Genomic DNA, 26,151 nt, shown 5'->3' with positions numbered 1-26,151 from the left:
GACCCCGAAACCAACGAATTACTGCATACAAAGCTTGAACCGACACGGACGAACGTGCTCGCGCACGCGTTCTTCTCGGAGTTACGCGAGAAACACGACGTCGATGACGCCGTGTTTCTCGTCGACGGTGCGACGCCGCTGAAAGACGCTTGCAACCGTCACGGGCTCGATTTCCGCTACGAGAAACACGGAAATCGCAACAGCGTCGAACGTGTCTTTCGAGAGGTAAAACGCAGAACTAACGCTTTCTCGAACTGTTTCAGTCACGCCGAAGCTGAAACTGCTGACGAGTGGCTCAAATCATTCGCCTTCGCATGGAATCAGCTAATCTGAACGCGACCCTCGTAACGGCTAAAGCATTAAAGACAGTGGCTGCCATGAGTTCGGATAACTGGTGGCTCGTGGTGCCGCCGAGAGTCGTATGACTGGACGGACAACACGTGTCCTGCTCGTCGCACCCCCCGGCGACGTGCGGACGAAGACGGTAGCGTCGCTTCCCTGGTCGGTGAGCACTGCGCCCGACGCGGCGTCAGCACTCGACGAACTCGATGACGAAACCGATTGCGTCGTCGCGACGGAGACGGTCGACGGCGGTCCGCTCTCCCTGCTCAAGTCGATACGTGAGCAACGGCCGACACTGCCCTTCTTCCTTCTCACGGAGGACGGCGACGAGGCCCTCGCGAGCAGAGCGGTCGCGGCCGGTGTGGACGGCTACGTCCCCGCCTCGGCCGGCCCCGAGGTACTCCGCGAGCGCGTCGCCGACGTGGTCGAGCCGACGAGCGGCCCGACCGTCGACAGCGAACTCGACCGACTCAGACTCGTCTACGAGCAGGCACCGCTCGCGGTCGTGGAGGTCGACGCCGACGGTCACATCACCGCCTGGAACGCCGGCGCGGCCGACATCTTCGGCTACGAGCCGGCCGCGGCGATCGGCGAGCACGCCGTTGAACTGCTCGTCCCACCCGACGAGCGGGAGGCAGTCCGGGCCGTCTCGGAGGCCGCGCTCTCGCCCGACGGCGACGTCCCGGGTGTCAACGTGAACCGGAACGTCACCGCCGACGGCGAGGAACTGACCTGCGAGTGGTACAACAGGACGTTGACCGACGACGACGGGACCGTACTCGGCGCGCTCTCGTTCGTCCGGGACGTGACCGACCGCGTGGACCGCCGCGAGACCGTCGAGTCGCTCCAGGCGATGACGAGCGAGCTCGTCGGCGTCGAGGAGCCGGCCCACGTCGCCGACTTCGTGGTCGAGGCCGCCCGGACCGTCCTCGACCAGCCCTACGCCGGCGTCTTCTTCCACGACGAGACCCGGGAGGTACTCCGCCCGGTCTCGGTCACCGGCGAGGTCGCCGACCACTTCGAGGAACCGACGTTGCTCGACCCGAGCGACGGGGTCGCCTGGCGCGCGTTCCGGGAGCACGAGACGGTCGTCATCAACGAGGACGCGACGTCGAAGTCCGGGATGCTCGGCACGCTGGCGCTCGAGAGCGCTATCGTCGTCCCGCTGGGCGACCACGGCATCCTCGCGTTCGGGTCGCGGTCACGCAGCGCCTTCGACCGGACCGACGTCCACATGGCGAACATCCTCGCGTCGACGACGCAGGCCGCCCTCGACCGGAGCACTCGCGAACGCGACCTGGAACGACACCAGACCATCGTGGAGGCCGCGGGCGACGGCGTGTTCGCGCTCGACGAGTCCGGGCGCTTCCGTGCCGTCAACGACGTGATGGCCGGGATGACCGGCTACGAGCGCGAGGACCTGCTGGGCCGCCACGTCGACGAGGTCCTCCCGGACGAGCAGGTCGAACGCGGCCGTGAGGAGCTGGCTGCGTTGAGCGACGGCGAGACACGGACGTTCGAGCTCGAGATCGGCGAGGAGGAGGAGGTCGTCGAGTACGAGGCGACCATCGCCGGCCTCCCCGCCGAAACGACCTTCGACGGGACGGCGGTCGTCGTGCGCGACATCTCCGAGCGCAAGCGCATGGAGGCGGAACTGGTCGCACAGAAGCGCAAGATAGAGGCACTGCACGCCATCGCCTCCGACCTCGACGACTGCGAGACCCGCGAGGAGATATGGACGCTGACCGTCGAGGCCGCAGAGCGCGTCCTCGATTTCGACATCTGCTGTGTCGACGAGGTGGTCGACGACTTCCTCGTCTCCCGGGCGCTCTCCTCCGAGGTCGAACCGAAGGGCTACAGCGACCGCGTGCCGGTCACCCAGGGTCTCGCGGGCAAGACACACCGCACGGGCCGCTCGTTCCTCATCGACGACGTGACCGCCGACAACGCGGCCGAGCCGCAGGACCGGACGTACCGGTCGCTGCTCTCCGTGCCCGTCGGCGACGAAGGGGTGTTCCAGGCCGTCTCCGACGAGGTCGGCGCGTTCGACCAGTCCGACCTCGAGCTCACGGAGCTCCTGATGACCCACGTCGCAGACGCGCTGGAGCGAGCGTCCTTCGAGACCGAGCTCAAGGAGGAGCGGGACCGGTTCGCGGCCCTGTTCCAGAACGTCCCCGACCCGGTGGTGTACGCGGTACACGACGAGAACAGCTCTCCCCAGGTCGTCGAGGTCAACGCCGCGTTCGAGCAGGTGTTCGGCTACGACGCCGACGAGATAGTTGGCGGCAACCTCGACGAGTTCATCGTCCCCCCGGACCGGGAGGACGAGAGCGAGCACGTCAACGAGCGGGCGAACCACGGCGAACTGGTCGAGGGTGAGGTGAAGCGACGCACGACCGACGGCCTGCGGGACTTCCTGATGACCGTCGTCCCCGTCGACCTGGACGAGGCCTCCCGGCGGACGTTCGGGGTCTACACCGACATCACCGAACGCAAGGAGCGGCAGAAGCGCGTCGAGATACTCAACCGCGTGCTTCGACACGACCTGCGCAACGGGATGAACATCATCAAGGGCTCGGCGGAGATGCTCGGCGGCGTGGTCGACGGGACCACCGCGGTCGGCTACTCGGAGACCATCATCGACCGCGCGGACGACCTCATCGGCCTCGCCGAGAAGACCCGTGCCGTCGAGCGCACGCTCGACCGCGACCGCACGGCGACCGGCCCGGTGAACGTCCGCGAGGGCGTCAGCACGTCCATCGCGCGGCTCTCCGAGCAGTACCCGGCGGCAGAGTTCACGACGGACCTGCCGGAGTCGGCACAGGTCCGGGCGGACGACCTGCTCCGGACGGCCATCTTCCACGTCATCGAGAACGCGGTCGAGCACAACGACACCGACGAGCCGGAGATCCACGTGAGCGCGTCCCGCTCCGAGACCGACCCCGACGTGTTGCAGGTGTCGGTCGCGGACAACGGCCCCGGGATTCCCGAGCCGGAGCGCGCGCTCCTCGCCGAGGAACAGGAGATCACACAGCTCAGACACGCCAGCGGCCTCGGCCTCTGGCTGGTCAACTGGGTCGTCACCCAGGCCGGTGGTCGGCTCAGCTTCGAGGACAACGAGCCACGGGGCACCGTCGTCACCCTTCACGTGCCGCTGGCGATGTCGTCGGTCGCCGACGAACGGGAGACGGATGGCCGAGAGAGTAACGGGACGACGCTGGCGGAGTGACTACCGGGCCAGCGGCATGTTGTAGCTGGTCTCGCGCTCGATGACGGCCGCCCACGTCAGCTCGCAGTCGCAGGACACCTGCTCGAACACCGACGGGTCCTGGCGCACGTCGAAGTCCTTGATGGCGGTCTGGACGCGGTCGTCGCACTCCCCGCAGTTGTGCGCGCCGCGGTCGGAGCCGTGGCCGACCGGGTCGGAGACGACGATGGCGTCGCAGTCGGCGGTCGACTCCAGCACGTCCGCGACCGACCAGAGCCACGGCGGGCGGTAGCCGCCCTGGAAGAACAGCTCGTCGACCATCGTGTAGCGCTGGACGTTGCAGGGGTTCATCGAGACGGTGTGACAGCCGTCGACCGCGCTGCAGCGACGCACGGAGGACTTCATGTCCGCGAGGGCCTCCGGCTCCGAGAGGAACGGCGGCTTCATCAGCAGGTACGCCTTCACGCCGGCGTCGCCCTCGTCGTCCCCCGCTGCCTCGTCGGCGGCGACGGCTTCGGCGCAGGCGTCCTCGAAGTCCGCGAAGTCGAAGTACTTGTTCACGCAGTCGTGGCGCACGCGGTCGGTCGCCGTCTCCAGCCCGATGGCGACGTCGGTGTCCAGACCGTGCCGGGTGAACTCCCCGACCTTCTCCCTGTCGACGAAGTCCGGCAGCGACTCGACGACGATGCGCTCGCGGTCCGCGAACGTCTCCGCGATGGCCCGGCGGGTCTTCGCACCGACCTCGCGCTCGTCGAGGAAGCTCCCGGACGTGTAGATCTTGATGAGGTCGCTCGGCTCGTCGGCGTTCTCGGCCTCGTGGTCGAGGCAGACCTCTATCTGGTCCATCAGCGCCTCGTGACTCACCGAGCCACCCTCGACGGACTCGGCGACGTAGCCGCACATCGTGCAGCCGCCGGCGCGGGCCCAGCGGCAGCCGCCGGTGTTCAGGATGATGGTCAGGCTCTGGAACACGCCACCGGGTGTGTTGTCCTCGTCGAGCCACACCCGCGTCGGCTCGTGGGGGTCGTACGTCTCCTCTTTCTCGGCGCGGATGCGACGCATCACCTGGTTGTGCGCGTCCATCCCCTTCCCCTGCTCGTACACCTCGGGGCTGGGCTTGCTCATTGCCGGAGAACAACGGTCGTGTGCGTAAATCCGCTTCGGGTCGACCGAGGCCTCAGTCCGCGTACAGCGAGTAGAGGATGACGCCGAAGCCGACGGTGGTCAGCAGGCTCTCGACGGCCAGCGCGACGGTCCGGTCGTCGGGCCCCATGAGGAACTGGTCGAAGGCACCGGCCAGTATCGCGCCGAGCGTGACGAAGCCGAAGCCGACCGCCAGCGCACGGAGCGCGGGCGAGCCGGTCCGGCGGTACGCCTTCGTCGCGAAGTAGGTGATGAGGCCGCCGAAGACGAGTGCGAGCGTCTTGAACGCGATGACGAGGGCTGAGAGGTGTGTCATGTCTCCTTGCGCACCTCCTCCCACATCGACGCGAGGCGTTCGTCTGGCGTTTCGGGCGGCCGAGCGATGCGTAGTTCGAGCGAGTTGTCCTCGGCGAGCATGATTGTGACGTCCTCGAAGTTGACCCGGTACTGCGACGTGTGACGGCCGTCAGGACGGAGCTGGGTCTCCTCGACGAGCAGCGACGACTCGGTGAGCTGTTCGAGCTTCCGGTAGGTCGTCGAGAGCGGGATGTCGCACTCGTCGGAGAGTTCACTGGCGGTTCTCGGCTCGTCGAGCGCCTCGATGATCGCGTGACAGTCCTCGTCGTCGAGGGCGTCGACGACCGCCTGGAACTCCGGTTCGTCCGTCGCGGACGGGTCGTACATCCGTATCCAGCTACTGCGAACGGGTGCAATAAGACAGTTCGGTTTTTGAGGCGCCGGGTGGCGGTCAGCTCCCGCCATCTGGTTCGTCCGCCGGCCGGCCGTCGGAGCCCAGGCCCATCGCGATGCCGACGAGCGCCGGGAACAGCAGCAGCGAGCCGAAGACGCCGACGAAGGCGAGTTCCAGGGGTTCGACGCTGGATTCGCCGACCGGTCGTGGCTGTGCGGTCGGCTCGCTCCAGCCCTCGGCGGCGCTCTCACCGTCGCCGCCGGCCGCCGCACCGGTCACGACGACGACCCCCTTCATGCCCAGGCCCTCGTGGGGTTCACAGAAGTACTTGTGGACGCCGGGCTCCTCGAAGGTCCGCGAGTAGGTGTGGCCTGCCTGGTCGACCAGCTCGGATCCCCAGTTCGCGCCCTCGGCGAGCACGTTGTGGACGCCGCCGTCGCCGGTCCACTCCCAGACGACCTCGGTGCCGGGGTCGACCCGGACCGCCGGTGGAGAGAAGCCGAACGCGCCGCCGTTGGCCTGGCTCCCGACCTGGACGGTCACGCTGTCGCTCCCGGTCTCGTCGACGACCCCGTCGTAGTTGCCGACGTTGTCCAGCCAGCCGTCGAACGTCGGCTGGCCCTGTGCGGTCGCCGTCACGCCGGTCGCAGCGAGGCCGGCTCCGACGCCGAGTGCTCGGAGCGCAGCCCGCCGCGTGCAGGTGCCCTGTCGGCTCATACACGGGAGTCGTGCCGCTGGAGAAAAGCCGGTTACGAGCGTTCCCACCGCCCGGGAGACCTTTTCGCGGCGAACTGCCACCCCCCCACACCGACGAGCGCGCCGACCGCGTTCGCTGCGCCGTCGAGGAGCGAGGCCGTGCGCCAGGGGACGACCGACTGGAGCAGCTCCACGCCGAAGCCGACGGCGACGACGACGGCGACCGCCGCCAGCGCCGCTCGCAGCGCCGTCCGGCCGAACGCCCGTGCGACCAGTCCGCCGAGCAGGGTGTAGGCGAGGCCGTGCTGCCACTTGTCCGCCGGCAGGACGCCGAACGGGCCGGTCGTCGCCGTCGCCGTCCCGGGTGGGTCGACGAGCGAGCCGACGACGACGACCGCCGCCCAGCCGACCGCTGGCCCCCAGCGCCACGCACGACGGCGGTCGAGTCGAGTCACGCCCTCGACTCCGGGGCGGCGACAGAAAAGCCGGTCGCGTCGGCGTGGACCGCCGGCTTCTTGCAGTCGCCGTCGGCTACGTCCGCTCATGGCTGGTGGCACGTACACGCTACTCGTCGGCCTCTCGCGTCCCGTCACGCTCGACGTCGGTGCCCTCGGCGAGGTTGCGCTGGACGCGGGCTGGTACGGCTACACTGGCAGTGCGCTCGGCAGCGGTGGGTTCTCGCGGCTGGACCGGCACCGCGAGGTCGCCGCCGGCGAACGCGACGTGCGGCACTGGCACGTCGACTACCTGTTGGGAAACGACGCCGCGACGGTCGCGGGCGACGTGCGGACCGCCGCCGAGGTCGAGTGCGCGGTCGCACGGCAGCTCCCCGACGCAGTCCCCGGTTTCGGCTGTTCGGACTGTGACTGCACCAGCCACCTGACCTGGGCCGCCGACGAGTCGGCGCTCCGTGCGGCCGTCGAGGGCGCGCATCGGGCGGCCAGCGACGGGCGGTGACTACCGCGGCTCGGGGTCGGTGCTCGTATCCCCGCCGTCGGTCGCGGCCTGTGGCGTGTCCTTCCCGATGACGACGCACTCGCGCACCTCGAGGGCGGTCGCGAACTCCTGCACCCGGTCGGCCTCCCGCGCGAGCCGGCGCAGGTGCTCGACGTGGGCACGTTTGACCGCGTGCGAGTCCGTCGCATCGAAGCCGAGGCGCTCGCCGATGGTCGCCCAGTGGCCCCACTCGACGAAGAAGACGAACGCGTCGCTCGTCTCGTGGACGCACTCGTAGCGGCTCCGGTAGTCGTCGACCCGGAGCCCGAGGTCGGCCTGCACCAGCCCGACGAGTTCGGGCAGGCGGTTGTGCGGCACGCCGGCTCTGGCTGCCGCGAGCAGCACTGCCTCGTCCGGTATCGGGTGGTCTCTCATCCTCGTCACCCCGAAGGGGCGTCGGTCTGTCGTGTGGGCGCGTCACGACGCTCCGGTGTCCTGTCACTGCGACGCTCGCACCCCGTCGTGACCGACTGCTGCCTCATCGGTTGTACCCAACGACTCAGCGCGTATAAACTCGCCAGGCAACCAGTTGGTAGCCCCATTCTCACGGTTCTGTGGTTCATAACGAATCTACGAACTCGGGGGCCAGTCGAACTGCAATGTACACTGGTGTCGTGCTCGGGACCGGCCGGGTGACGACGAGCGAGAGCGCCGGCACAGGCCACGAACTACGCATCGAGACGAAGGGACACGTCGCCCGCCAGGAGCGCGTCGGCCGGGAACGGACGACCTGACTACATCTCTTCGACGTGGCGGACCGACGCCGCCTCGCCACGCGTGCTCTCGACCATCGCCGCGCCGTGCATCTGCGCACGACCGATGGCGTAGGCGGCCGGCCCCTCGACGACGACCTCGTCGCCGACGCGGATGTCCTCGTCGGCGTCGACGACGCCGGGCGCGAGCACGCTACCGTGCGGGACGAAGCCGTCGATCTCGACCCGCTTCGTCGGCGCGTCGCTCTCGTCCCAGCGGCGGGCCCCTTCGAGAGTGAAGGCGAGCGTGCCGTAGCTCGGGACCTGCGTCGCGAGCTGCTCGCCGTCGTCGTCGCGGACCTGGAGCTTCGGGTACCGGCTCGTCGTCCGGAACGACTCGAACAGCTCGTCGCCCGCGCCGTCGCCGAGCTGGACGTCCGCCAGCGCGCGGACCGTGTTGTGCTCGCGTTCGCGCTTGCTGTACGCCGACTCGCCGGCCAGCGCGTCGCGCAGGTTCCCGAGGCTCTCGCTCGTCGTCGGGTGGTCCGCGACGGTGTACTCGACGGGGGCGTCGAGGTCGTCCTCGATGCGTTCGATGATGGGGCGATAGTCGTCCGGAACGTGTGCGACGATGCGTGGGTAGTCACTTCGCTCGAGGTAGCGCCGGAGCACCTCGCTCACGAACTCCACCTCGTCGGCGTTCCAGCGCCCAGTCACCACGGAGTCGTAGTGCTGGGCGGGGTACGTCGTCTCCAGTTCCTGCGGGACGACACCGATCGGCGAGGTCATCGAGACGATGTGGCCCCGGAACTGGATGGCGTCCATGTACTGTCGGTGGCTCTGGGACTCGCTGTAGGGCTTCGCGGCCGAGCACGGCACGAGCACGAGCGGGTGGTCGTCGAACCGGCTCCGGTACCGGGTCGTCACGCGCTCGGCGAAGCGCTGGATCTCGGCTCGACGGATGGTGTCCTCCGTCGCCGCGTCGAGGTCCGCGCCGCGGTAGACGGGCGTCCGCTCCTCTAGGTAGCCGTACTGCTGGTCGAGCTCGCGCATGAGAGCTGTGAGCCACTGGTCCTGCCGGGCCTGCCCCTCGATGTAGTCGCGCAGGCGACCGTCGCGGATGCGTCGGCGGACCCGACGGAGCTCGGCTTCGAGCGCGTTGACGTTGTGCGCCGCACAGTCCTCGCGGCCGAACTCCTCGCGCGGCTTCGCGCACGCCGGACAGGCACACGGGAACTCGTCGAGGTCCTCCAGGAAGTACGCGTCGTCGGTCGTCAGGTAGCGGCCCTCTGTGCCACGGACGTACGCACGGCTGGTGTCGAACAGGTCGACGCCGGCGTAGGCGAGGGTGGCGACGTTCCGCGGGGTGGCGACGCCGGAGAGGTAGAGGCCGGTGTCGTCCGGGATGGCCTCGCGGACGGCGAGCACGAGGTCTCTCATCCCCGCGCCGTGGCCGAGGGACCCACTGGCGTCGGAGACGACGTAGGCGTCCGCGCCGTGGTCGGCGGCGGTGTCGGCCGAGACGACCGCGGCGCTCGGGTAGTCGACGGTCGGGTAGTCGACCGCGAAGGAGTCGGCGACCTCGTCGGCGGTACCCGCCGGGAGGCCGCGATGCGGGAGGACGGTCAGCCGGGACTCGTCGCCGTCGGGCAGTTCGCGCTCGGCCCGCCAGAGGCTCCCCGCGTCGTCGACGTGGTCGTCCACGAGCGCCGGCGTCGTCACCGGCTCTGTCAGCCGGAGCTCGGCCAGCCGGGCCGCGCCGTCGCGCTCGAGGACCTCGAAGTAGTCGGTCATGGCACGGTGTCGGGGACCGACGGACTACTATCTTGCTTTGTGCGGCGAGGTCCAGACCGCGCGAGCGGGCGGGCGGTCAGCGCTCGCCGCGCCACAGGTTCTCGACGGTCACCGACTCCGGAACGAGCGCCAGCGCGCTCTCGGGCCAGTCCTCGTGGGCGAGCGTGAACGAGGTGTCGGAGTTCACGTCGGCGAGTCGTGCCACGCCGCTGGCGGCGGCCTCGTAGGCGTCGCGGTCGAGCCGGCTCGGCATCTCCGCGGTCAGCGGGTAGGTGTTCCGGAGCGCCTTCGGGAACGGCCCGAAGGGCGGGACGACCGGCCACGACTCGTCGTAGTCGCTCGAATGGTCGCCCTCGGTCAGCAGCACCTCGCCCGACGGCGAGAGCCGGTCCAGGCGCTCGTGGTGGCGCACGACCTCCGGTCGCGCCGCGCTCTCGTTCGAGAGGTAGAAGAACGAGCCCTTCGACGCGGGGTCGGTCTCCTCCAGCTGGGCCGCGTGGTCGGTGAGCGCCCGGTAGCCGTCGAGCATCGCCGGGTGGGCGCGGGCGCGCCGCTCGACCAGCTCCATGAGGTCGCCGTCGCGGATGGCTTGTTTAATGGTGCGCATCTCCGCGAAGGTGACGTGGAGGTTGTGGGCGGCGAGCGCCTCCTCCCGGTCGCGGTCGTCCATCGCGCGGAGCGACGCCGGCGTCTCGTCGACACAGACCGGACACGAGCAGGGCATGTAGTCGAGCTCCTCGACGTGTTCCGTGCCGTCGACAGTGAGGTATCGACCGTCGCGGGCGTACAGCGCGTACGCTGCCGAGTCGAACAGGTCACAGCCCATGGCGACCGCGAGCGCGAACATCATCGGGTGGCCCGCCCCGAACAGGTGGACCGGGCAGTCGCGCGAGAGACCGCGCTTCGACGCAGCGACGACGTCGACCATCTCGTCGTAACGGTAGTCGTTCAGCAGCGGGACGACCGCGCCGACGGGGAACACGTCGAGGTCCGTCGCCGCGGCGTGTGCACCGGCTTCCTCGCGCAGGTCGACGTGGGTCGAACCCTGTACCGGCGCGTTGACGAGCATGTCGCCCACGTCGATGGTCTCGGCGAGCTCCAGGCGCTCCTGTGTCGTGCGGAGTTCGGACTCCGCGCGCTCGTGGGAGACGTCCGGCGGCGTCGGGATGTCTACGGGCGTGCCGATGTCGCTGCCGATCTCGTGCTGGAACTGGAGTATGTCCTCGGTGTTCGTGTCTATCTCGCCGTACTCGGCGAGCTGGAAGCTCCCGGAGTCGGTGACGATTGCCCCGTCGAAGTCGAGCAGGTCGTGGAGGCCCTGCTCACGGGCGTCGGCCTCGAGCCCGTCGGTCGTCTTGATGATGTAGGAGTTCGTGATGATGATCTCCGCGCCGAACTCGTCGGCCATCCGCGAGGGCTCGATGGTGACGATGTTCGGGTTGACGACCGGCATCAGCGCGGGGGTCTCGACGGTGACGCCGGCGCGGGGGACGGTCAGCTCACCGATGCGACCGCCCGCGTCGCTGTCGCGGACCTCGAACTGCTCTCTCATTGGCGTCGGCTACCCGGGCACCGGCGGTAAGGGTGTCGTTTGGTGGTGAGGAAGGGCGCTCGGGGGCGTCAGCGGTGGCTCGCTGGAACCGCGTCGGGCCGACGTGCCTCCAGATACACCGACGCGGCGGCGAGGACGGCGAACGGCAGGCCGGCACCGACGGCGAAGCCGTAGCTGAGGAGGACCACCAGCCCGACGAGTCGCACCGCGAGCCGGGCGCGATGCGAGAGGAAGCGGCGCTGCACACGTCACCTACACGCCGTGTGGGCAAAACGGCTGTGGTGGCAGTTGGCATGGTACGGCTGTTGGGGGCTGACAGGCGACACGCGGGACTGCACGCGACGGTGCGTCGCACACCGGCCTCGGCCGTCGCGTGGCTGGGCTCAGGGCACGCCACGTCTGGCCGCGGTCTCGTACTTGAACCCCCGGCCGCTCAGCCGAACAGTTCGTGGTAGCAGAGCGCGGTGACGGCCCGGCCGTCGCGGAGGTCGCCGTCGCGGGCGGCGGCGAGCAGGTCGTCGTAGGGGCGGGTGTCGACGCGGATGCTCTCGTCGTGGTCGAGGGCCTGGTCGGTCGAGGGCTCGCAGTCGCGGGCGACGAAGTGGTGGTGGACGGAGTTGCCGATGCCGTTGGAGGGTTCGACCGTGGTCAGCGGTTCGACGGTGCCGGCTTCGTACCCCGTCTCCTCGCGGAGCTCGCGCCGGGCGGCGAGCACGAGGTCGTCGTCACCGGGTTCGACGCTGCCGGCGGGGAGGCCGTGGTTGACACGGTCGACCGCCTGTCGCCACTCGTCGATGACGACCACGTCGCCGTCGGTGGTGAAGGGGAGGACGACCACTGCCGGCGGCTCGTCGACGTAATCGTAGTCGGTGCGCGTGCCGTCGGGCAGCGTGACCTCGTCGTGGACGATGTCGAAGCCGGGGCACTCGTAGGCGACGTGGGAGGAGTCGACGCTCCACGCGAGTTCCTCGTCGTCGGTCATGCCCGCCTCTCGGCGGCGGAGGGGCAAAAGCGTGCGTCTCCCGGCTCAGTCGTGGGCGTCGAAGAACTCGCGCAGGCTGTCGGTCACGGCGTCGGGCTCGTCGAGGTGGAGCCAGTGGCTCGCGTCGGGGAACCGCACGACACGGAGGTCCGACACCCACTCGCCGAGTCCCTCGGTGAGCGCGGGCGAGAGCGCCTTGTCGTCCAGTCCCCAGAGGAGCTGCGTGGGCACGTCGACGTCGAGGGGCGGCCCCTCACCGCCGACGAGCGGGAGCATCGACAGGCCCAGCGTGCGGAACAGCGCCCGGTAGTAGTTGATCGCGGAAGTCGGAGTGCCGGGGAGCGTGAACGCGTGCTCGAACATGTGGATGTCCTCGCCGGAGCAGGCGTCGTCGCTGTTGGTGCCCGCGGCGAACAGTTCAGGGAATATCCGGCTGCTCGCGGCCGCGAACAGCCGCTCCGGCAGCCACGGCACCTGGAACCAGATGGCGTACCACGAGCGCCGGAGCTGCCCCGGGTTGCGGAGCAGTTCGCGCTGGAACGCGCCGAGGTGGGGTGCGTTCAGCACCGAGAGCGTCTCGACCACGTCCGGGTGGCGCGCGCCGAGGTCCCACGCGACGACGCCGCCCCAGTCGTGGCCGACGACGTGGGCCGTCTCCCCGAAGGCTTCGACGAGACCGACCACGTCGCGGGAGAGTCGGCCGAGCGTGTAGGCGTCCTTCCCGTAGGGCTTCTCGGAGGTGTTGTAGCCCCGCATGTCCGGCGCGACGACGTGGTAGCCGGCGTCGGCGAGGGCGGGGAGCTGTCGGTGCCAGGTGTACCAGTACTCGGGGAAGCCGTGGAGGAGGACCACCGTCTCGTCGTCGGGGTCGCCGGCTTCGACGTAGTGGAGGCGCACGTCGTTGACGATGGTCTGGGCGTGCTCGACGTCCGGCATACCCGGGGCTTCGACGGCGTGCCTGAAAGGTGCTCCCCCGACTGGCCCGCGCCGGTTCGGCTACCCGTCGAACCCCGGTGGGAGCCCGGCCTGTTTGATGGCGGCCCAGTTCGCGACCTCGAACCGGTAGAGCTCGACATCGGCACCCTCCGTCGATTGCTCGAACAGGGTCGGCCGCCACGCGTTCGACAGCGCGTCGCGAGCCGCGTCCAGGTCGTCCGCCGGGACCGGCTCAATCCGCCCGGTCAGCCGGGCACTCTGCCAGGTGAAGGCGGTGTCGGCCTGGTAGACGAGGAACGTCGCCGCCTCGGCTTGCTCGGCGCGCGCCTGCTTCTCGCTGTCGCCCCCGAGCACGAAGGTGAAGTACAGCGTCGACTCGCCGTCGAACCCGAACGACAGCGGCAGGAGGACCGGGGCGTCGGCCGCCGGTAGACCGAGGATACCGACGCTCTGGGTGGTGAGGAACGTGCGAACCGCCTCGTCGTCCATCCGTTCGACGCCGTACTGCGCGAGCCTTTCGAGGGTCATACGTGAACGGACGCCGAGGACGGGTTCAAAGGTGGCCGTGAATCCAGCGTGGTGAGAATCGGGAGGCCCTGGCTACGTGTCTGCGACCGACGACACGTCCGGACGGCCGCGGGACTGCCCCGTCGTGGCGCGTCGGGCCTCGACCGCGCGGACGAACGCTTCGGGCCGGTCCAGATACGCGAGGCCGAGTGCGTCGCCGTCGCGTCGCTCGATTCTGACCGGGATGCCGACGAACGGTAGCCAGCCGTGGACGTGGTTGAGCCGGTGCGGACTGTCCACGAGGAGCTGGTCCTCGGGCCGTTGGGGGTGTGCGGTCACGTCGGTGACGTCGTCGAACGGCAGCGACCACTGCGGCTCGTCGAGGAGGCGGTCGTACGCCACGAGCCGGTCGTCGTACAGCCGGTACTCGACGTTCGCGTGGGCGAGCCAGACGGCGACGAGGTCGAGGACGAACACGGCGATGAACGTCGCCGTGAGCAGGACCACCGAGAGCAGGACCGACTCCGCTGCGATGCCGAGGAGAACGACCAGGTACACCACCGGCAGGCCGGGGAAGAGCAGGTGGAAGACCGCGATTCCAGCCGCGCTGCCGTAGACGGCGCTGGCCCGCTGCTCGAACGTCTCGCGCGGGGATGTCACGGGGAGTTCGAGCGAGTCCTCGGCGGTGTCCGCCGTCGTGCCCGGCGCGGGACCGATGCCGGCGTCCCTGAGGTCGAAGGCGACCTTCGGAACCAGGGCGAGCACGACCCCGATAGCTGCCCTCTCGGACGCGCCGACGAACAGCACAGCGAGACACGCGACGAGCCCGGCGTACAGGAACTCGCGACGGCGACGGACGGTCGTCGCGGCAGCACGCTCGTACCGTCCCGTCGCGGACCACGTCGCGACGACGGCCACGTGCCGCAGTGCGACGGCCGGGAGGACGACCAGGAGGGCCGCGTCGAGTGCCCCCGTCACGGGTGGAACCACGGACCAGACGCCTGCAAAGAGCAGGCCGACGACGACGAGCGCGCCACCGGCGGTCTCCAGGACGAACGGGAGGTTCCGGGGGTAGACAGGCGGGAGTCGGCCGCCGAAGCGGATGGCCCCACGCTTCCGCAGCAGACTCCCGTAGATCTCCTTCTGCCAGAACGGGCTCAACTGGACGGGCCGGTACCGCGGCCGGTCGGTGTCGTCGCGAGGGCGTCCGGCGAAGAGCTGTTCGGTCGCCATCCGGCCGATACAGAGGACGATGTCGGTGAGGAGGAGCGCGACGGCCGACAGCGGACTCCACGCGAAGACGACGACAGCGACGGGAATCGCCAGGTTTGCGAGGAAGACGGCGGCTCCGAGGTGGCGGGACCGACTGGGCACACGGTCGGGTTCGCTCCAGTCCGGGGATAAACGTGGTGTCTCGGACCGCCCGACCGAGTCCCATCGCACTGCCGGGCGGTGATCTGGGCCGTCACTCCGTCAGTCCGTACCCTCGCGCGAAGAGCGCCACGTCGACTGCGAAGACGACGCCCGTCGCGACGAGCAGGATGCCGAGCGAGAGGGCGGGGTCGCGTTCGGCGTAGCCGAGGAAGCCGTAGCGAACCGCGTCGACCATGTGGACCATCGGGTTCGCGAGGGAGACGGTGTACCAGACGCCGTCGAGCGCCGACAGCGGGTAGAAGACGCCGCCGAAGAACACCAGCGGGCGGATGAGGAACTGGTTGAGCACGGTGAGGTAGTCGAAGTCACGCGCCCAGAGACCGCCGACGATACCGAAGCAGGCGAACAGGGCGGAGACGGCGACGAGCGAGACGGCGAGGTAGACGGGGTGAGCGACCCCGACGACATCGTAGCCCGGATGCGCGAACGTGAACACGACCCCGATGACCGAGATGATGACGCCGACGAGTACGCCGCGGAGCGCGCTGGCGGCGACGTAGGCGAACGAGAGCTGCCGGTACGACAGCGGGGACGTGAGCACCTCGTGGATGTACTCGTTCCAGCGTCCATGGAAGATGGAGAAGGAGGCGTTCTCGAAGCCGTTCGACACCGCGCCGAGGACGACGAGGCCTGGCAGGACGAACTTGATGTACGGGATGCCGTCGCCGTAGCTGCCGATGCGGCTGCCGAGGATGACCCCGAACACCGCGAAGTAGAGCACGTTGTTGATGAACGGGGGGAGGAACGTGTTCCGCGGGCGGCGCACGTATCGCAGGATCTCGCGCTTCAGCAGCGCGCGGGTGCCGACGGCGAGCCCCCTCATCGGTCGTCACCCGTCAGCTCGACGAATATCTCCTCCAGACTGGTGCGCGAGATGTCGAGGTCCACCACCACGTGGCCCATCGCCTCCAGTTCGTTCAGCAGGTCCGGCGTGACCGCGCCGCCGTTGCTCGCGCGGACGACCAGCCTGTCGCCGTCGAGTTCCACCGACTCGACCCGGTCGAGTGTGTCCCCGAGCGGCGGCGTCTCGGCCGGTGCGTCCCGGAGCGTGACGGTCACGGTGTCGGTCCCCCGGTTCATCAGGTCGTCCGGCGTCGCCACCTCGACCTTCCGGCCGTCGTCGACGACCGCGACGCGGTCACAGAGGCGCTCGGCCTCCTCGATGTAGTGCGTGGTGAGCAGGATGGTCGTCCCGTGCTCGTTCAGGTCGCGGACGACCTCCCAGAGGTCGTGGCGGAGCTGGACGTCGACGCCGGCCGTCGGCTCGTCGAGGATGAGCAGCTCCGGTCCGGTGACGAGCGCCCGGGCGAGCAGTAGCCGGCGCTTCATCCCGCCGGAGAGCCAGTCGAACCGCTCCTCGCGCTTGTCGTAGATACCGACACGCTTGAGCGCCTCGTGGGCTCGGTCCAGCGCCTCGTCCTCGGGGATGCCGTGGTAGCCCGCCTTGTGGACGAGCACCTCCTCGATGGGGAAGAAGCGGTCGACGTTGAACTCCTGTGGTGCGAGCCCGATGGCGTCGCGGGCCTCCCGGTACTCGTCGACGACGTCGTGCCCGAACACCTCGGCGTGGCCGCCCGACTTGCGGACCAGTCCGACGAGGACGTTGATGAACGTCGTCTTGCCCGCGCCGTTGGGGCCGAGCAGCCCGAAGAACTCGCCCTCCTCGACGCGGAGGGAGAGCCCGTCGAGCGCCTGGACCTCGCCGTAGGATTTCCTGAGGTCTTCGACCTCGATGGCGGCAGTCATCGACCCAGGGTCCGCGGCGTTCGCTGGTAAGGCTGTTGGATGCGGGTCGTTGGCCCTCGTGGAGGCTATCGGCGCCACTGCGGCTCGACAGACTCCAGCGCATGGGTGTGGCTGCGGACGAGGACGGCTCCGGCGAGACGCCACTCGGAAGGCTCGTCGGGGACGACCAGCCGGAGTGACAACACATTTGGCGACCCGTCGAGAAGCCACGCTCGATGAGCACGTCGACGGCCCGCCGCTGGCTACCGGAACTCGGGATGTCGCTCGCCCTCGTCGGGGGCGTCGTCGCGTTCTACGCCCTCTTCGCACCGGGGATGGGCTGTCGTGACCACGCGCTCTCGACGTGGGGCGTCTCGGTCGCACTCGACGGCGCGATGCTGCAGGTCGCGGACTGCGGCAGCTACGCGGTCACGGTCGACCTCCGGCTCGCGGTCGGCGGCCTCGCCTGTCTGTTCCTGGGCTGGGCCGTGACCCGGTACAGCTCCTGAACGTGTCGGTCGGTCGACGCGCCGTAACGCAACGATTACGAGCGGCGGTACCGAAATTAAGCGCATGACAGACGACATCGACGACGCGGTCGACGAGCTGGCGGACGTCCAGGCGGGGTCGGACCTCGAATCGGTCCCAATCGTCGGCGTGGCGGAGACGAACGCGACGGTTTCGGTCACGCTCGGACTGCCGTCCGGCAACGAGTTCGTCGACGAGTTCACGAAGCCGCCGGTGTGGGGCGCGAACTGCGAGCTACAGTCCTTCCTCGACGCGATGGGCGTCGGGCCGGACGAGCTGGACGAGCTGGTGGGCCGGACCGTCGCGGCGGAACGCGAGGTCGGCACCAGTGGACTGGAGTTCAGCATCGACCGTGAGGCGGTGTTCGGCGGGAAGTAGGACTACTCGTCGTCGGGCACCGTCGAGAGCGGCCCCCGGAGCTGTGCGGTGAAGCCGACGCTCTCGTCGTAGCCGTCGGTCGACATCAGCACCGGGTAGAACGGCTTCTCGCGGGTGAGCTCCTCCTCGCCGCGGCGGGCGAACGGCTCGCCCGCGGGCACCACGACGAAGTTCTCGCCGAGGAACTCGTAGCCCGCGCCGTCGACGCGCTCGGCCACCTCGAAGACGGTCGGCTCGCTGATGGCGGCCTCGCCAGCCACGACGTCGTAGGCCGCGAGCACGTTCCTGAGGACACGTTCGGCGTTGTCGACGGCGGCCTCGCTGCCCTTGTAGCCGCACTCGACGGCGACGCCGTCGACGTGCTGTGTCAGGCCGCCGGGCTCGGTGCGGATGTCGACGGCGCGGTCGAGGCCGGTCCGTTCGAGGAGCTGGCGCGACCGCGACGTGAGCCGCTGGTAGAGAGCGAACGGCTCCTCGGTCGAGACCGTCGAGTGGAGGTCGAGCACGGCACGGTCGCCGACGGCGTCGAGGAGCTCGCTGGCGAGTCGGGCCTCGTGCGACGCCGCCTCGGGGTCGCCGGGGTACGCGCGGTTGAGGTCCTCGTCGACGAACCGCTGTTCCAGCTCGGCGGCGCGCTCGTTCGCCACGACGAACGTGACCGCGCCGGTGAGTTCGAGGTCCTCGTCCGCGAGGAGGCGCTCCATGGCGCGCTCGCCGCAGGACTCGTCGCCGTGCTGGCCGACGACGACGACGAGTGCCGGCTCACCGTCCCCGAGTGTGTGGACCCGCATTGGTAAGAGAGTCAACGAACGTCCGTATTTAACTGCTTCTATCGACCCGGCCTTCGCCGCCGCCGACTGCTCTCCGGTCGGGTTACTGCTCGGGTGTCGCCCGCCCCCGAGATAACCGTTCGCAAGGGTGGTTTTATAAGGTGTTGTTTGGTAGTAGAATGCATGCCTGAGAATGGTACCAATCGACGCGGATTTCTGAAGTACGCCGGCGGAGCAGCGGTCACGGCATCTCTCGCCGGCTGCCTGGGTGGGGGAGATGGCGGTGACGGGACCGACACCCCGGAAGGAACCGATACGGACGGCACCGACGATGGGGGCGGCGACGGGACCGACACCGACGACGACATGGAGCTGCCGGACTTCCCGGTGACCATCACGCAGGGCAACATGCCCTCCGGGCTCGACCCGCACGACCACCGCGAGACGCCGACCGACGTGGTCATGCTCCACGTGTACGAGGGGCTCATCACTCGGGACGCGGCCGGCGCGGTACAGCCCGCCCTGGCGACAGACTGGTCGCGGGTGGAAGGCGAAGAGGCGGCACAGTTCCAGCTCCGCGAGGGCGTGACGTTCCACAACGGTGATACGTTAGTCGGGGAGGACGCCGCGCACAGCATCAACCGCATCGTCGACGAGGAGGTCGGCTTCGCGAGCCCGCAGAGCGACCAGCTCGCTGGCGTCACCGGTGCGAGCGCGCCCGACGAAACCACCGTCCAGGTCACGCTCGACGGACTCAACCCCATCGTGTTCTCCGAGTTCGCGACCTACTGCGACATCATGCAGCGGTCGTGGGTCGAGGACCGCTCGAAGTCCGAGATCGGGCAGACGATGAACGGCACCGGCCCGTTCAAGCTCGACAGCTACACGCAGGACGAGCAGGTCGTCATGACCCGGTACGAGGACTACTGGGACGACCCGGCGGAGGTCTCCGAACTCACGTTCACCTCGGCCGCCGAATCGAGCACGCGGGTCAACCAGCTGCTCCAGGGCGAGACCGACATCATCGTCAACGTCCCGCCACAGGAGGTCAACCGCGTCAACAACAGCGACGCCGGGAGCGTCGCCGCAGCGCCGAGTACGCGCATCATCTACAACGCGATGCGCTACGACGTCGAGCCGTTCTCGTCCAAGCAGTTCCGGCAGGCGATGAACTACGCCATCGACCTGGAGAGCATCGTCTCGAACGTGCTCGGCGGCTTCGGTACCCAGACGGGCCAGCCGACCCTGCCCGAGTTCGTCGGCCACAACGACGACGTCGGCCCGTACTCGTACGACCCCGACGAGGCCGAGCGGCTCGTCGACGAGTCCGGCCACGCTGGCGTCGAGATCGAACTCAACACGCCCGTCGGGCGCTACCTGAAGGACCTCGAGATCGCCCAGGCGGTCGCGGGCTACATCGACGAGCTCCCGAACGTCTCGGCGAGCGTCAACCAGCGTGACTTCGGCTCGCTCGTCGACGAACTCCTGACCGGCAACATCGAGGACAAGCCGCCGTGGTACCTCATCGGCTGGGGCGAGGCGACGTTCGAAGGTGCGCTGGTCATGACCGCGCTGCTCTCGACCGACGGCGCGTTGACGTCCTGGAGCAACGACGAGTTCGACTCGCTGCTGGAGACCGCTGCAAACAGCACCGGCGAGGAGCGCATCGCCGCGCTGGAGGAGGCCAACGCGCTCGCCAACGAGGAGGCACCGTGGATCTTCCTCAACCAGCAGTACAGCGTCTACGGCGTCAGCAGCCGCGTCTCGTGGGAGCCCCGCTCCGACGAGCGTATCGACGCGTACGCGATGAGCCAGGCGTAAGCTCACATGTCCCTCGCTCGGTTTTTGATAAAGCGACTACTGCAGGGCGTGTTCGTGGTCTGGGGAGTGGTCACCATCGTGTTCGGCCTGCGCGTCATCGCGCCCGGTGACCCGGCAAACGTGCTGTTGCCACCCGACGTCGGCCCAGAAGTGAGGCAGCAGGTCATCGCCGACCTCGGTCTGGACCAGCCGCTGTACGTCCAGTACTGGGAGTTCGTCAGCGGCATCGCGCTCGGCGTCCCCGAGGGCTTGTTCAACATCGCGACCGGACAGCCGGTGGGCGGCCTGGGGCTCGGCACGTCGCTGACAACGGGCACGTCCGTCGCGTCCCGTGTCGGCCGCAGCCTGCCGGCGACGCTCGAACTCGCCATCATGGCGACCGTCGTCGCCGTCGTCATCGCCATCCCGCTCGGCGTCATCAGCGCGACGAACCGCTACAGCGTCCCGGACTACGGCGCGACGCTGTTCTCGCTGGCGGGCATCAGCACACCGAACTTCTGGCTCGGCGTGATGCTCATCATCGTGCTGGCGGTCCAGCTGGACCTGTTCCCGACGAGCCAACGCGCCATCGGCATCCCCGGCGTCGTCGACCTGCTGGTGTCGGGCCAGCTCGTGGCCGCCGCCGAGGGCTTCCGAACGTGGCTCTGGTACATCACGCTCCCGGCCATCACGCTCGGGACGTACTTCACGGCGCTCATCACGCGACTGACCCGCAGCGGGATGCTCGACGAGCTCGGCAAGACGTACGTCCGGGCCTCGCGGGCGAAGGGGCTGCCGGATGCGCTCGTGCGCTACAAGCACGTCCTCCGGAACACGCTCATCCCCATCATCACGGTCGTCGGCCTCCAGCTCGGGACGCTCATCGGTGGTGCGGTCATCACCGAGTTCGTCTTCGACTGGCCCGGCCTGGGACAGGTGCTCATCAACAGCATCAACTCCCGTGACTGGCCGATGGTGCAGGGCTCGCTCATCGTCATCGCCGTCGGCTTCGTCGTCGTGAACATCGTCGTCGACACGCTGTACACGCTCGTGAACCCACGGGTGGGATTCGACTGATGATAGCACCACGCACTATCCGCAGCCTGAAACGCGGACTGAGCCGGAACGCACTCGCCAAGGTCGGAATCGCCATCGTCGTCGTCGTGCTGTTCGTGGCCATCTTCGCGCCGTTCGTCGCGCCCGACAGGCCGGGCACGCAGAACCTGAACGAGTCACGCCAGCCGCCCATCGGGTTCGAGAAGGCGACGACACAGGAGGTCCCGGTGAAGGAGAACGGGAGCGTCGTCTTCGAGGACGGCCAGATCGTCACGGAGAACCGCACGGTCTACGAAAACTCGTCCTGGGACCACCCGCTGGGGACCGACGGCAACGGGCGCGACATCCTCTCGCGACTGATATACGGGGCCCGCGTGTCGCTACTCGTCGGCTTCTTCGGGACGGGGTTGGCGATGCTCGTCGGCGTCACCGTCGGGCTCACCGCGGGCTACTACCGCGGGAAGGTCGACGACGTGCTGATGCGCAGCGCCGACGTGATGCTCGCGTTCCCCTCCATCGTGCTCGCCATCGCGCTCATCGGCGTGCTCCAGGACGCGCTCGAGCAGTCCATTCCGGACCCGTTCGTCCAGACGGGGGTGGCACCGGCGTTCCGCTCCGCCCTCGGGCTCCCGACGGGGATGCCCGAGAGCACGACGTTGCCGGGGACCATCATCGTGGTCGTCGCACTCGTGAACTGGGTGTGGTTCGCCCGGGTCGCCCGCGGCGAGGCGCTGAGCCTCCGCGAGGAGTCCTACGTGAAGGCGGCGCGTGCCCTCGGTGCGAACGACGCGAGCATCATGTTCCGGCACGTGCTCCCGAACGCCATCACGCCGATCCTGGTGCTCGGGACCATCCAGATAGCGGCCATCATCCTGCTGGAGAGCGCGCTGTCGTTCCTCGGGTTCTCCTCGGCGAACATCTCCTGGGGCTTCGACATCGCGCTCGGCCGGCAGTACCAGTCGACCGCGTGGTGGATCTCGGCGATGCCGGGACTGGCCATCGTCATCACCGTCATCGGGTTGAACCTCGTCGGTGACTGGCTCAGGGACGCCCTCGACCCCGGTATCGAGGGGGAGGGCGGCGTATGAGCCACGCTGGCCACCGCGACGACCTGCTCCGCGTCGAGGACCTGACGACCCGGTTCTACACCGAGGAGGGCCAGGTCAACGCCGTCGAGTCGGTCTCGTTCGACGTGCGCGACAACGAGATACTCGGCATCGTCGGCGAGTCGGGTTCGGGCAAGTCGGTGACCGCGCTGTCGGCCATCGACCTCGTCGACTCGCCCGGGAAGATCACCGGCGGCGAGGTGTGGCTCCGCGATGCCGAGCTCGCCGGGGAGTTCCGCGGGGACAAGCCGGAAGCGGTCGACGGGGACTTCGTCGACCTCCGGCAGCTCCCGACGGGTGTCCGCCGGGCGTTGCGGGGCCCGAAGTTCAGCATGATATTCCAGGACCCGATGAGCAGCTTCAACCCGTCGCTGACCGTCGGCGAGCAGATCGCCGAGGCCGTCGAGGTGCAGCGCCGCGCCTCGGCCAACCCGCGCAGCACCCGCTCGCGGACGCAGGGCTACGGGCTCGGGAAGCTCCTCGTCGACAGTGTCGTCCCCGGACGGAAGTACACCAGCGACGAGAGCCACGAGCGCGCAATCGAGCTGCTGGACCAGGTCGGTATCCCCGACCCGGTCGAGCGCGCCGACGAGTACCCCCACCAGTTCTCCGGTGGGATGCTCCAGCGTGCGATGGTCGCGCAGGCGCTCGCCGGCGAGCCCGACGTGCTGTTCGCGGACGAGCCGACGACCGCGCTCGACGTGACCATCCAGGCGCAGATACTCGACCTGCTCCGGGACATCCAGCAGGAGCAGGGGATGAGCGTCGTGCTCATCACGCACGACCTCGGCGTCATCGCACGGATGTGCGACCGCGTCGGCGTGATGTACGCCGGCGAGGTCGTCGAGCGTGGGTCGCTCGAGGCTGTGTTCGACGACCCGACCCACCCCTACACGCAGGGGCTGCTCGGCTCCATCCCGGACGTCGACGACCCGGCACCGCGCCTCGAACCCATCGAGGGGAACGTGCCGAACCTGCTCGACAGCGAGATGCCCGACCGGTGTTACTTCGCCGACCGGTGTCCGAAGGCCATGGAGGCCTGTCTGGAGCACCCCGAGGAACGAGCGGTCGAAGGGGACCGGCGGCACACAGCCCGGTGCGTGCTCGCCGACGACGAGTACGACCCCGAGCGAGCGCTCGACGAGTCACAGTTCGAGGGAGGTGACGGAGAATGAGCTTCGACGTAGAGACGGACGAGGTGGAATACGAGGGATCGCTCGTCGAGGTCGAGGACCTCGAGAAGTACTACTACGAGAACGACACGCTGTTCGACCGCGTGCTCGGCAGGGAGCCGACGGCGGTCCGTGCGGTCGACGGCGTCTCCTTCGAGGTGCAGGAGGGGGAGACGCTCGGGCTCGTCGGCGAGTCCGGCTGTGGCAAGTCGACGACCAGCGAGACGCTGCTCGGCCTGCGCGAGGCGACCGGCGGTTCGGTTCGCTTCAAGGGACGGGACGTGTTCCGGATGACGGGGTCCGAGCGCACGGAGTTCCGGCAAGACGCACAGATAGTCTTCCAGGACCCGTTCTCCAGCCTGGACCCGCGGATGACCGTGGGCGAGATAGTCACCGAGGGCCTGCGCATCCACGGGCTGGCCGGCGGCGAGGAGCGCACCGAGCGTGCGAAGGACCTGCTCGAGCGCGTGGGGCTGTCGGCGCGGCACGCCGACCGGTATCCCCACGAGTTCTCCGGCGGGCAGCGCCAGCGCATCGGCATCGCCCGTGCGCTCGCGCTCGACCCGGAGTTCGTCGTCCTCGACGAGCCGGTGTCGGCGCTCGACGTGAGCGTGCAGGCACAGGTGCTCAACCTGCTGGAGGACCTGCAGGAGGAGTTCGGGCTCACCTACCTGTTCGTCGCCCACGACCTGAGCGTCGTCCGGCACATCTCCGACCGCGTCGCGGTGATGTACCTCGGCAAGGTCGTCGAGACCGGGCCGGTCGACGAGATATTCGAGAACCCCCAGCACCCGTACACGCAGGCGCTGCTGGACAGCGTCCCCCGGGCGTCGGTCGAGGAGTACGGCCGCCGCGGCGGCACGCTGGAGGGCGACGTGCCCTCGCCGCGGAATCCGCCGCCGGGCTGCCGGTTCCACACGCGCTGTCCCCACGCTCGCGACGCGTGTACGAAGGAGCTACCACCGGACTACGACACCGGTGAGCGGCACGAGGCCGCCTGCTTCCGCGTCGACGCGGACCACGAGTACTGGGAGAGCGAACCGCTCCCGCACGCGAGCGAGACCGGCGAAGGGACGTCGGTCGGTGGCGGTATCGCCGACTCCAGCGACTGAACGGTCTCGGTCACCGTCGCTCCGTTTTCTCCACCTCGACCTCGAGCGCGTCAGCGACGGTCTCGAACGCGTCTGTGACGGCCGCGTACCGGTTCGGCGAGTCGAACTTGAACCGCCCGGGCCTGTTCGGGCCCAGGAGTGCACCGGCGGTCGCGAGCAGCCCGTCACCGGTGGCCCAGGTCAGTCGGATGGTGTGGTTCCCGTCGTCGAACGCGATCCGGTCGAGTGCACCGAGGCCGAAGCAGGTCCCGCCGTCGACACAGAGCGACGGGGGTGCCAGCTCGTACCGGGTGCCGTCCGCGTCCCAGTCCGCGAGCACCGCCGTCGGGAGCAGGCCCGCGGGCTGGTCGGCGACGGCGCGCGAGACGGCGTCGACGACACCTTCGGCCGCCGTGGCGTCCGCCTCGAACGTCGTGTGGTCCGGGACGTAGTGCAGGAGCTGCCGTCCGTCCCGGGACGCGTCCAGCCGTTCGAGCGTGACGAACCGGTGGGCGTCGGTCAGGTCGAGGAGGTCGGCGAGGGGGTCGTGGACGCGGTCGACGGGCGCACGGAGGACACCATCGTCGACCTGCTCGGTCGCGGCCCGGAGCTGTTCGGCGAGTTCGGGGTGGTCCGACGTGAGCGCCCCGGGGTCGAGATGTAGCGTGACGGCGTCGGCGTTGTCGAGCACGGCCTCGACGGCGGCGGCCGTCACGGTCGCCTCGGCGGTTGCGTCGCCACTCGTCGTGAGGACGAGGGTGTGTGTCGGGTCGAAGCGCTGGAGGGACATGGACGGCAGCAGGGACCGGGTGGAGTAAACTGTGGGGTCCGACCCGTCGATGGGTGCTATCGGACCGGGGTCGGGACGTCGGGGTGGTCGCGGTAGCGCTCGACCCCCGGCGTGCACGCCCCGCGCTCGGTTCCATCCAGTTGTTCCCTGACGCGCTGCCACCGCTCGTGCCGGCAGAGCACGTACACCGGTATCGACTCGACGCCGAGCAGCTTCGCCACGCAGAGCCGGCCGAACCCCTCGGTCCACAGAAGTTCGCCGTCGCGCCCGACGACCACGAGCGGTTCGAGCGAGTGGACGAACTCGCCCCAGGTCTCGGGGTCGTGCTCGACCGCGCCGTTCGGCCGGTAGCCGTCGTCGCGCATCGACCGGTAGAGCGCCTCGTGTGCCTCGCGGCGGTCCCGCCAGAAGGAGTCGAAGGGCTCTATTGAATCCACGGACGGCGTAGGGACGAGCCGTCAGAACGTTGGAAGTGAAGCGGGAGAGTACAGTTGTGCAAAAGGTCCTCTTCCGCTTCGTTAAACAAGCTGTCTCGATAGCACGAAAACTTACTGATGCTGCGCTAATGCAGATCAGCCATCCAGCCGGCAACGGGGTTGCCGGCTGGAAGCACGCCGTCCTGCACTTTCTCCGGCTTCACATGGACGCAACGCTCCAAGAAGTCCTCGACTGGGCCGAGGAGATGGAGCGGGTACGAGCCGCGCTCGTTCTCGAGCGCGGCGAGTTCCCCGGCCCATCCGCGCTCTGCAAGTCGTTTGACCG

Annotated in this window: 28 protein-coding genes and 2 pseudogenes; 12 read left to right on the top strand and 18 right to left on the bottom strand. The window is 68.9% G+C overall.

Going from position 1 to position 26,151, the window contains the following annotated elements; all coding sequences use genetic code 11:
• Both BLT27_RS17390 and BLT27_RS17385 read left to right on the top strand, forming a co-directional pair.
• Positions 1-333, top strand: a pseudogene (locus BLT27_RS17390) (IS6 family transposase); the annotation flags it as partial.
• 88 nt (positions 334-421) lie between these two features.
• The gene (locus BLT27_RS17385) at positions 422-3,571 is read left to right on the top strand and encodes a PAS domain S-box protein (protein ID WP_089736215.1); all 3,150 of its coding nucleotides are present in this window, start codon (positions 422-424) and stop codon (positions 3,569-3,571) included.
• On the opposite strand, the gene BLT27_RS17380 is transcribed toward BLT27_RS17385, so the two are convergent.
• From BLT27_RS17380 to BLT27_RS17360, 5 genes are all read right to left on the bottom strand, one after another.
• Positions 3,572-4,675, bottom strand: a complete 1,104-nt coding sequence (locus BLT27_RS17380; protein WP_089736213.1) for an archaeosine biosynthesis radical SAM protein RaSEA — start codon at positions 4,673-4,675, stop codon at positions 3,572-3,574. It lies immediately after the preceding gene.
• Between the two features lie 52 nt (positions 4,676-4,727).
• Entirely contained in the window at positions 4,728-5,009 is a 282-nt protein-coding gene (locus tag BLT27_RS17375) for a DUF7521 family protein (RefSeq protein ID WP_089736210.1), read from the bottom strand.
• Positions 5,006-5,377, bottom strand: coding sequence for a winged helix-turn-helix domain-containing protein (locus BLT27_RS17370; protein WP_089736209.1), 372 nt, complete (start codon positions 5,375-5,377; stop codon positions 5,006-5,008). The genes BLT27_RS17375 and BLT27_RS17370 overlap by 4 nt, the downstream gene beginning before the upstream one ends.
• 64 nt (positions 5,378-5,441) lie before the next feature.
• Positions 5,442-6,101, bottom strand: a complete 660-nt coding sequence (locus BLT27_RS17365; RefSeq protein ID WP_089736207.1) for a halocyanin domain-containing protein — start codon at positions 6,099-6,101, stop codon at positions 5,442-5,444.
• Positions 6,102-6,133: 32 nt separating this feature from the next.
• Positions 6,134-6,535 carry a VanZ family protein gene (locus BLT27_RS17360; protein ID WP_089736205.1) on the bottom strand — a complete coding sequence of 134 codons (402 nt, stop codon included), beginning with the start codon at positions 6,533-6,535 and terminating at the stop codon, positions 6,134-6,136.
• An 88-nt stretch (positions 6,536-6,623) separates the two neighbouring features.
• Between BLT27_RS17360 and BLT27_RS17355 the strand changes: the two genes are divergently transcribed.
• A complete protein-coding gene (locus BLT27_RS17355; RefSeq protein WP_089736203.1) occupies positions 6,624-7,037 on the top strand; it encodes a GIY-YIG nuclease family protein in 414 nt (137 codons plus the stop codon).
• Here the strand turns inward: BLT27_RS17355 and BLT27_RS17350 are convergent, their stop codons facing one another.
• On the bottom strand, positions 7,038-7,451 hold the full coding sequence (locus tag BLT27_RS17350) for a DUF8048 family protein (RefSeq protein ID WP_089736201.1): 414 nt from the start codon (positions 7,449-7,451) through the stop codon (positions 7,038-7,040). It lies immediately after the preceding gene.
• A 224-nt stretch (positions 7,452-7,675) separates the two neighbouring features.
• Between BLT27_RS17350 and BLT27_RS20455 the strand changes: the two genes are divergently transcribed.
• On the top strand, positions 7,676-7,810 hold the full coding sequence (locus tag BLT27_RS20455) for a hypothetical protein (RefSeq protein WP_281241465.1): 135 nt from the start codon (positions 7,676-7,678) through the stop codon (positions 7,808-7,810).
• Here BLT27_RS20455 and arcS read toward each other — a convergent pair whose 3' ends face one another.
• The 9 genes from arcS to BLT27_RS17310 form a co-directional block, all read right to left on the bottom strand.
• On the bottom strand, positions 7,811-9,562 hold the full coding sequence (gene arcS / locus BLT27_RS17345) for an archaeosine synthase subunit alpha (protein ID WP_089736199.1): 1,752 nt from the start codon (positions 9,560-9,562) through the stop codon (positions 7,811-7,813). It lies immediately after the preceding gene.
• 76 nt (positions 9,563-9,638) lie between these two features.
• The gene (gene tgtA / locus BLT27_RS17340; RefSeq protein ID WP_089736197.1) at positions 9,639-11,114 is read right to left on the bottom strand and encodes a tRNA guanosine(15) transglycosylase TgtA; all 1,476 of its coding nucleotides are present in this window, start codon (positions 11,112-11,114) and stop codon (positions 9,639-9,641) included.
• A gap of 68 nt (positions 11,115-11,182) precedes the next feature.
• Positions 11,183-11,359, bottom strand: a complete 177-nt coding sequence (locus BLT27_RS19945) for a hypothetical protein (RefSeq protein ID WP_175526505.1) — start codon at positions 11,357-11,359, stop codon at positions 11,183-11,185.
• A 188-nt stretch (positions 11,360-11,547) separates the two neighbouring features.
• The gene (locus BLT27_RS17335) at positions 11,548-12,096 is read right to left on the bottom strand and encodes an NUDIX hydrolase (RefSeq protein WP_089736195.1); all 549 of its coding nucleotides are present in this window, start codon (positions 12,094-12,096) and stop codon (positions 11,548-11,550) included.
• Positions 12,097-12,141: 45 nt separating this feature from the next.
• Positions 12,142-13,032, bottom strand: a complete 891-nt coding sequence (locus BLT27_RS17330) for an alpha/beta fold hydrolase (RefSeq protein WP_089736193.1) — start codon at positions 13,030-13,032, stop codon at positions 12,142-12,144.
• A gap of 60 nt (positions 13,033-13,092) precedes the next feature.
• Positions 13,093-13,560: a pyridoxamine 5'-phosphate oxidase family protein gene (locus tag BLT27_RS17325; RefSeq protein WP_089736191.1), complete on the bottom strand. Its 468-nt coding sequence runs from the start codon at positions 13,558-13,560 to the stop codon at positions 13,093-13,095.
• Between the two features lie 72 nt (positions 13,561-13,632).
• Positions 13,633-14,913: a hypothetical protein gene (locus BLT27_RS17320; protein ID WP_089736188.1), complete on the bottom strand. Its 1,281-nt coding sequence runs from the start codon at positions 14,911-14,913 to the stop codon at positions 13,633-13,635.
• A gap of 91 nt (positions 14,914-15,004) precedes the next feature.
• The gene (locus BLT27_RS17315; protein ID WP_089736186.1) at positions 15,005-15,796 is read right to left on the bottom strand and encodes an ABC transporter permease; all 792 of its coding nucleotides are present in this window, start codon (positions 15,794-15,796) and stop codon (positions 15,005-15,007) included.
• Complete coding sequence (locus BLT27_RS17310) at positions 15,793-16,719, bottom strand: ABC transporter ATP-binding protein (RefSeq protein ID WP_089736184.1); 927 nt, start codon at positions 16,717-16,719, stop codon at positions 15,793-15,795. The genes BLT27_RS17315 and BLT27_RS17310 overlap by 4 nt, the downstream gene beginning before the upstream one ends.
• Positions 16,720-16,934: 215 nt before the next feature.
• On the opposite strand from BLT27_RS17310, the gene BLT27_RS17305 reads away from it, so the two are divergent.
• Complete coding sequence (locus tag BLT27_RS17305; protein WP_089736182.1) at positions 16,935-17,207, top strand: hypothetical protein; 273 nt, start codon at positions 16,935-16,937, stop codon at positions 17,205-17,207.
• 64 nt (positions 17,208-17,271) lie between these two features.
• Entirely contained in the window at positions 17,272-17,604 is a 333-nt protein-coding gene (locus tag BLT27_RS17300; RefSeq protein WP_089736180.1) for a hypothetical protein, read from the top strand.
• A 2-nt stretch (positions 17,605-17,606) separates the two neighbouring features.
• Here BLT27_RS17300 and BLT27_RS17295 read toward each other — a convergent pair whose 3' ends face one another.
• Positions 17,607-18,395 (bottom strand): M14 family metallopeptidase, encoded by a 789-nt coding sequence (locus BLT27_RS17295; protein WP_089736178.1) that lies wholly within the window; start codon positions 18,393-18,395, stop codon positions 17,607-17,609.
• Between the two features lie 162 nt (positions 18,396-18,557).
• On the opposite strand from BLT27_RS17295, the gene BLT27_RS17290 reads away from it, so the two are divergent.
• The 5 genes from BLT27_RS17290 to BLT27_RS17270 are packed head-to-tail and all read left to right on the top strand — an operon-like array spanning position 18,558 to position 24,620.
• Complete coding sequence (locus BLT27_RS17290) at positions 18,558-20,195, top strand: ABC transporter substrate-binding protein (protein WP_089736176.1); 1,638 nt, start codon at positions 18,558-18,560, stop codon at positions 20,193-20,195.
• A 6-nt stretch (positions 20,196-20,201) separates the two neighbouring features.
• Entirely contained in the window at positions 20,202-21,251 is a 1,050-nt protein-coding gene (locus tag BLT27_RS17285) for an ABC transporter permease (protein ID WP_089736174.1), read from the top strand.
• On the top strand, positions 21,251-22,318 hold the full coding sequence (locus BLT27_RS17280; RefSeq protein WP_089736172.1) for an ABC transporter permease: 1,068 nt from the start codon (positions 21,251-21,253) through the stop codon (positions 22,316-22,318). Before BLT27_RS17285 ends, BLT27_RS17280 begins: the two co-directional genes overlap by 1 nt.
• Entirely contained in the window at positions 22,315-23,511 is a 1,197-nt protein-coding gene (locus tag BLT27_RS17275; RefSeq protein ID WP_089736170.1) for an ABC transporter ATP-binding protein, read from the top strand. Before BLT27_RS17280 ends, BLT27_RS17275 begins: the two co-directional genes overlap by 4 nt.
• The gene (locus BLT27_RS17270) at positions 23,508-24,620 is read left to right on the top strand and encodes an ABC transporter ATP-binding protein (protein ID WP_089736168.1); all 1,113 of its coding nucleotides are present in this window, start codon (positions 23,508-23,510) and stop codon (positions 24,618-24,620) included. The genes BLT27_RS17275 and BLT27_RS17270 overlap by 4 nt, the downstream gene beginning before the upstream one ends.
• Before the next feature lie 10 nt (positions 24,621-24,630).
• Here BLT27_RS17270 and BLT27_RS17265 read toward each other — a convergent pair whose 3' ends face one another.
• Complete coding sequence (locus BLT27_RS17265) at positions 24,631-25,389, bottom strand: hypothetical protein (RefSeq protein ID WP_089736166.1); 759 nt, start codon at positions 25,387-25,389, stop codon at positions 24,631-24,633.
• Between the two features lie 56 nt (positions 25,390-25,445).
• On the bottom strand, positions 25,446-25,826 hold the full coding sequence (locus tag BLT27_RS17260; RefSeq protein ID WP_089736164.1) for a ParB N-terminal domain-containing protein: 381 nt from the start codon (positions 25,824-25,826) through the stop codon (positions 25,446-25,448).
• 56 nt (positions 25,827-25,882) lie between these two features.
• On the opposite strand from BLT27_RS17260, the pseudogene BLT27_RS17255 reads away from it, so the two are divergent.
• A pseudogene (locus BLT27_RS17255) lies at positions 25,883-26,151 on the top strand (IS5/IS1182 family transposase); the annotation flags it as partial.

The sequence above is a fragment of the Haloarchaeobius iranensis genome (genome assembly GCF_900103505.1).
GTDB lineage: Archaea > Halobacteriota > Halobacteria > Halobacteriales > Natrialbaceae > Haloarchaeobius > Haloarchaeobius iranensis.
This window is presented reverse-complemented; position numbering and strand designations above follow the sequence as displayed.

What these genes read in the sequence shown, in the direction of transcription:
- BLT27_RS17385 (WP_089736215.1), top strand. Translation starts at nt 422, where the DNA reads ATGACTGGACGGACAACACGTGTCCTGCTCGTCGCACCCCCCGGCGAC.
- BLT27_RS17380 (WP_089736213.1), bottom strand. Translation starts at nt 4,675, where the DNA reads ATGAGCAAGCCCAGCCCCGAGGTGTACGAGCAGGGGAAGGGGATGGAC.
- BLT27_RS17375 (WP_089736210.1), bottom strand. Translation starts at nt 5,009, where the DNA reads ATGACACACCTCTCAGCCCTCGTCATCGCGTTCAAGACGCTCGCACTC.
- BLT27_RS17370 (WP_089736209.1), bottom strand. Translation starts at nt 5,377, where the DNA reads ATGTACGACCCGTCCGCGACGGACGAACCGGAGTTCCAGGCGGTCGTC.
- BLT27_RS17365 (WP_089736207.1), bottom strand. Translation starts at nt 6,101, where the DNA reads ATGAGCCGACAGGGCACCTGCACGCGGCGGGCTGCGCTCCGAGCACTC.
- BLT27_RS17355 (WP_089736203.1), top strand. Translation starts at nt 6,624, where the DNA reads ATGGCTGGTGGCACGTACACGCTACTCGTCGGCCTCTCGCGTCCCGTC.
- BLT27_RS17350 (WP_089736201.1), bottom strand. Translation starts at nt 7,451, where the DNA reads ATGAGAGACCACCCGATACCGGACGAGGCAGTGCTGCTCGCGGCAGCC.
- BLT27_RS20455 (WP_281241465.1), top strand. Translation starts at nt 7,676, where the DNA reads ATGTACACTGGTGTCGTGCTCGGGACCGGCCGGGTGACGACGAGCGAG.
- arcS (WP_089736199.1), bottom strand. Translation starts at nt 9,562, where the DNA reads ATGACCGACTACTTCGAGGTCCTCGAGCGCGACGGCGCGGCCCGGCTG.
- tgtA (WP_089736197.1), bottom strand. Translation starts at nt 11,114, where the DNA reads ATGAGAGAGCAGTTCGAGGTCCGCGACAGCGACGCGGGCGGTCGCATC.
- BLT27_RS17335 (WP_089736195.1), bottom strand. Translation starts at nt 12,096, where the DNA reads ATGACCGACGACGAGGAACTCGCGTGGAGCGTCGACTCCTCCCACGTC.
- BLT27_RS17330 (WP_089736193.1), bottom strand. Translation starts at nt 13,032, where the DNA reads ATGCCGGACGTCGAGCACGCCCAGACCATCGTCAACGACGTGCGCCTC.
- BLT27_RS17325 (WP_089736191.1), bottom strand. Translation starts at nt 13,560, where the DNA reads ATGACCCTCGAAAGGCTCGCGCAGTACGGCGTCGAACGGATGGACGAC.
- BLT27_RS17315 (WP_089736186.1), bottom strand. Translation starts at nt 15,796, where the DNA reads ATGAGGGGGCTCGCCGTCGGCACCCGCGCGCTGCTGAAGCGCGAGATC.
- BLT27_RS17310 (WP_089736184.1), bottom strand. Translation starts at nt 16,719, where the DNA reads ATGACTGCCGCCATCGAGGTCGAAGACCTCAGGAAATCCTACGGCGAG.
- BLT27_RS17305 (WP_089736182.1), top strand. Translation starts at nt 16,935, where the DNA reads ATGAGCACGTCGACGGCCCGCCGCTGGCTACCGGAACTCGGGATGTCG.
- BLT27_RS17300 (WP_089736180.1), top strand. Translation starts at nt 17,272, where the DNA reads ATGACAGACGACATCGACGACGCGGTCGACGAGCTGGCGGACGTCCAG.
- BLT27_RS17295 (WP_089736178.1), bottom strand. Translation starts at nt 18,395, where the DNA reads ATGCGGGTCCACACACTCGGGGACGGTGAGCCGGCACTCGTCGTCGTC.
- BLT27_RS17290 (WP_089736176.1), top strand. Translation starts at nt 18,558, where the DNA reads ATGCCTGAGAATGGTACCAATCGACGCGGATTTCTGAAGTACGCCGGC.
- BLT27_RS17285 (WP_089736174.1), top strand. Translation starts at nt 20,202, where the DNA reads ATGTCCCTCGCTCGGTTTTTGATAAAGCGACTACTGCAGGGCGTGTTC.
- BLT27_RS17280 (WP_089736172.1), top strand. Translation starts at nt 21,251, where the DNA reads ATGATAGCACCACGCACTATCCGCAGCCTGAAACGCGGACTGAGCCGG.
- BLT27_RS17275 (WP_089736170.1), top strand. Translation starts at nt 22,315, where the DNA reads ATGAGCCACGCTGGCCACCGCGACGACCTGCTCCGCGTCGAGGACCTG.
- BLT27_RS17270 (WP_089736168.1), top strand. Translation starts at nt 23,508, where the DNA reads ATGAGCTTCGACGTAGAGACGGACGAGGTGGAATACGAGGGATCGCTC.
- BLT27_RS17265 (WP_089736166.1), bottom strand. Translation starts at nt 25,389, where the DNA reads ATGTCCCTCCAGCGCTTCGACCCGACACACACCCTCGTCCTCACGACG.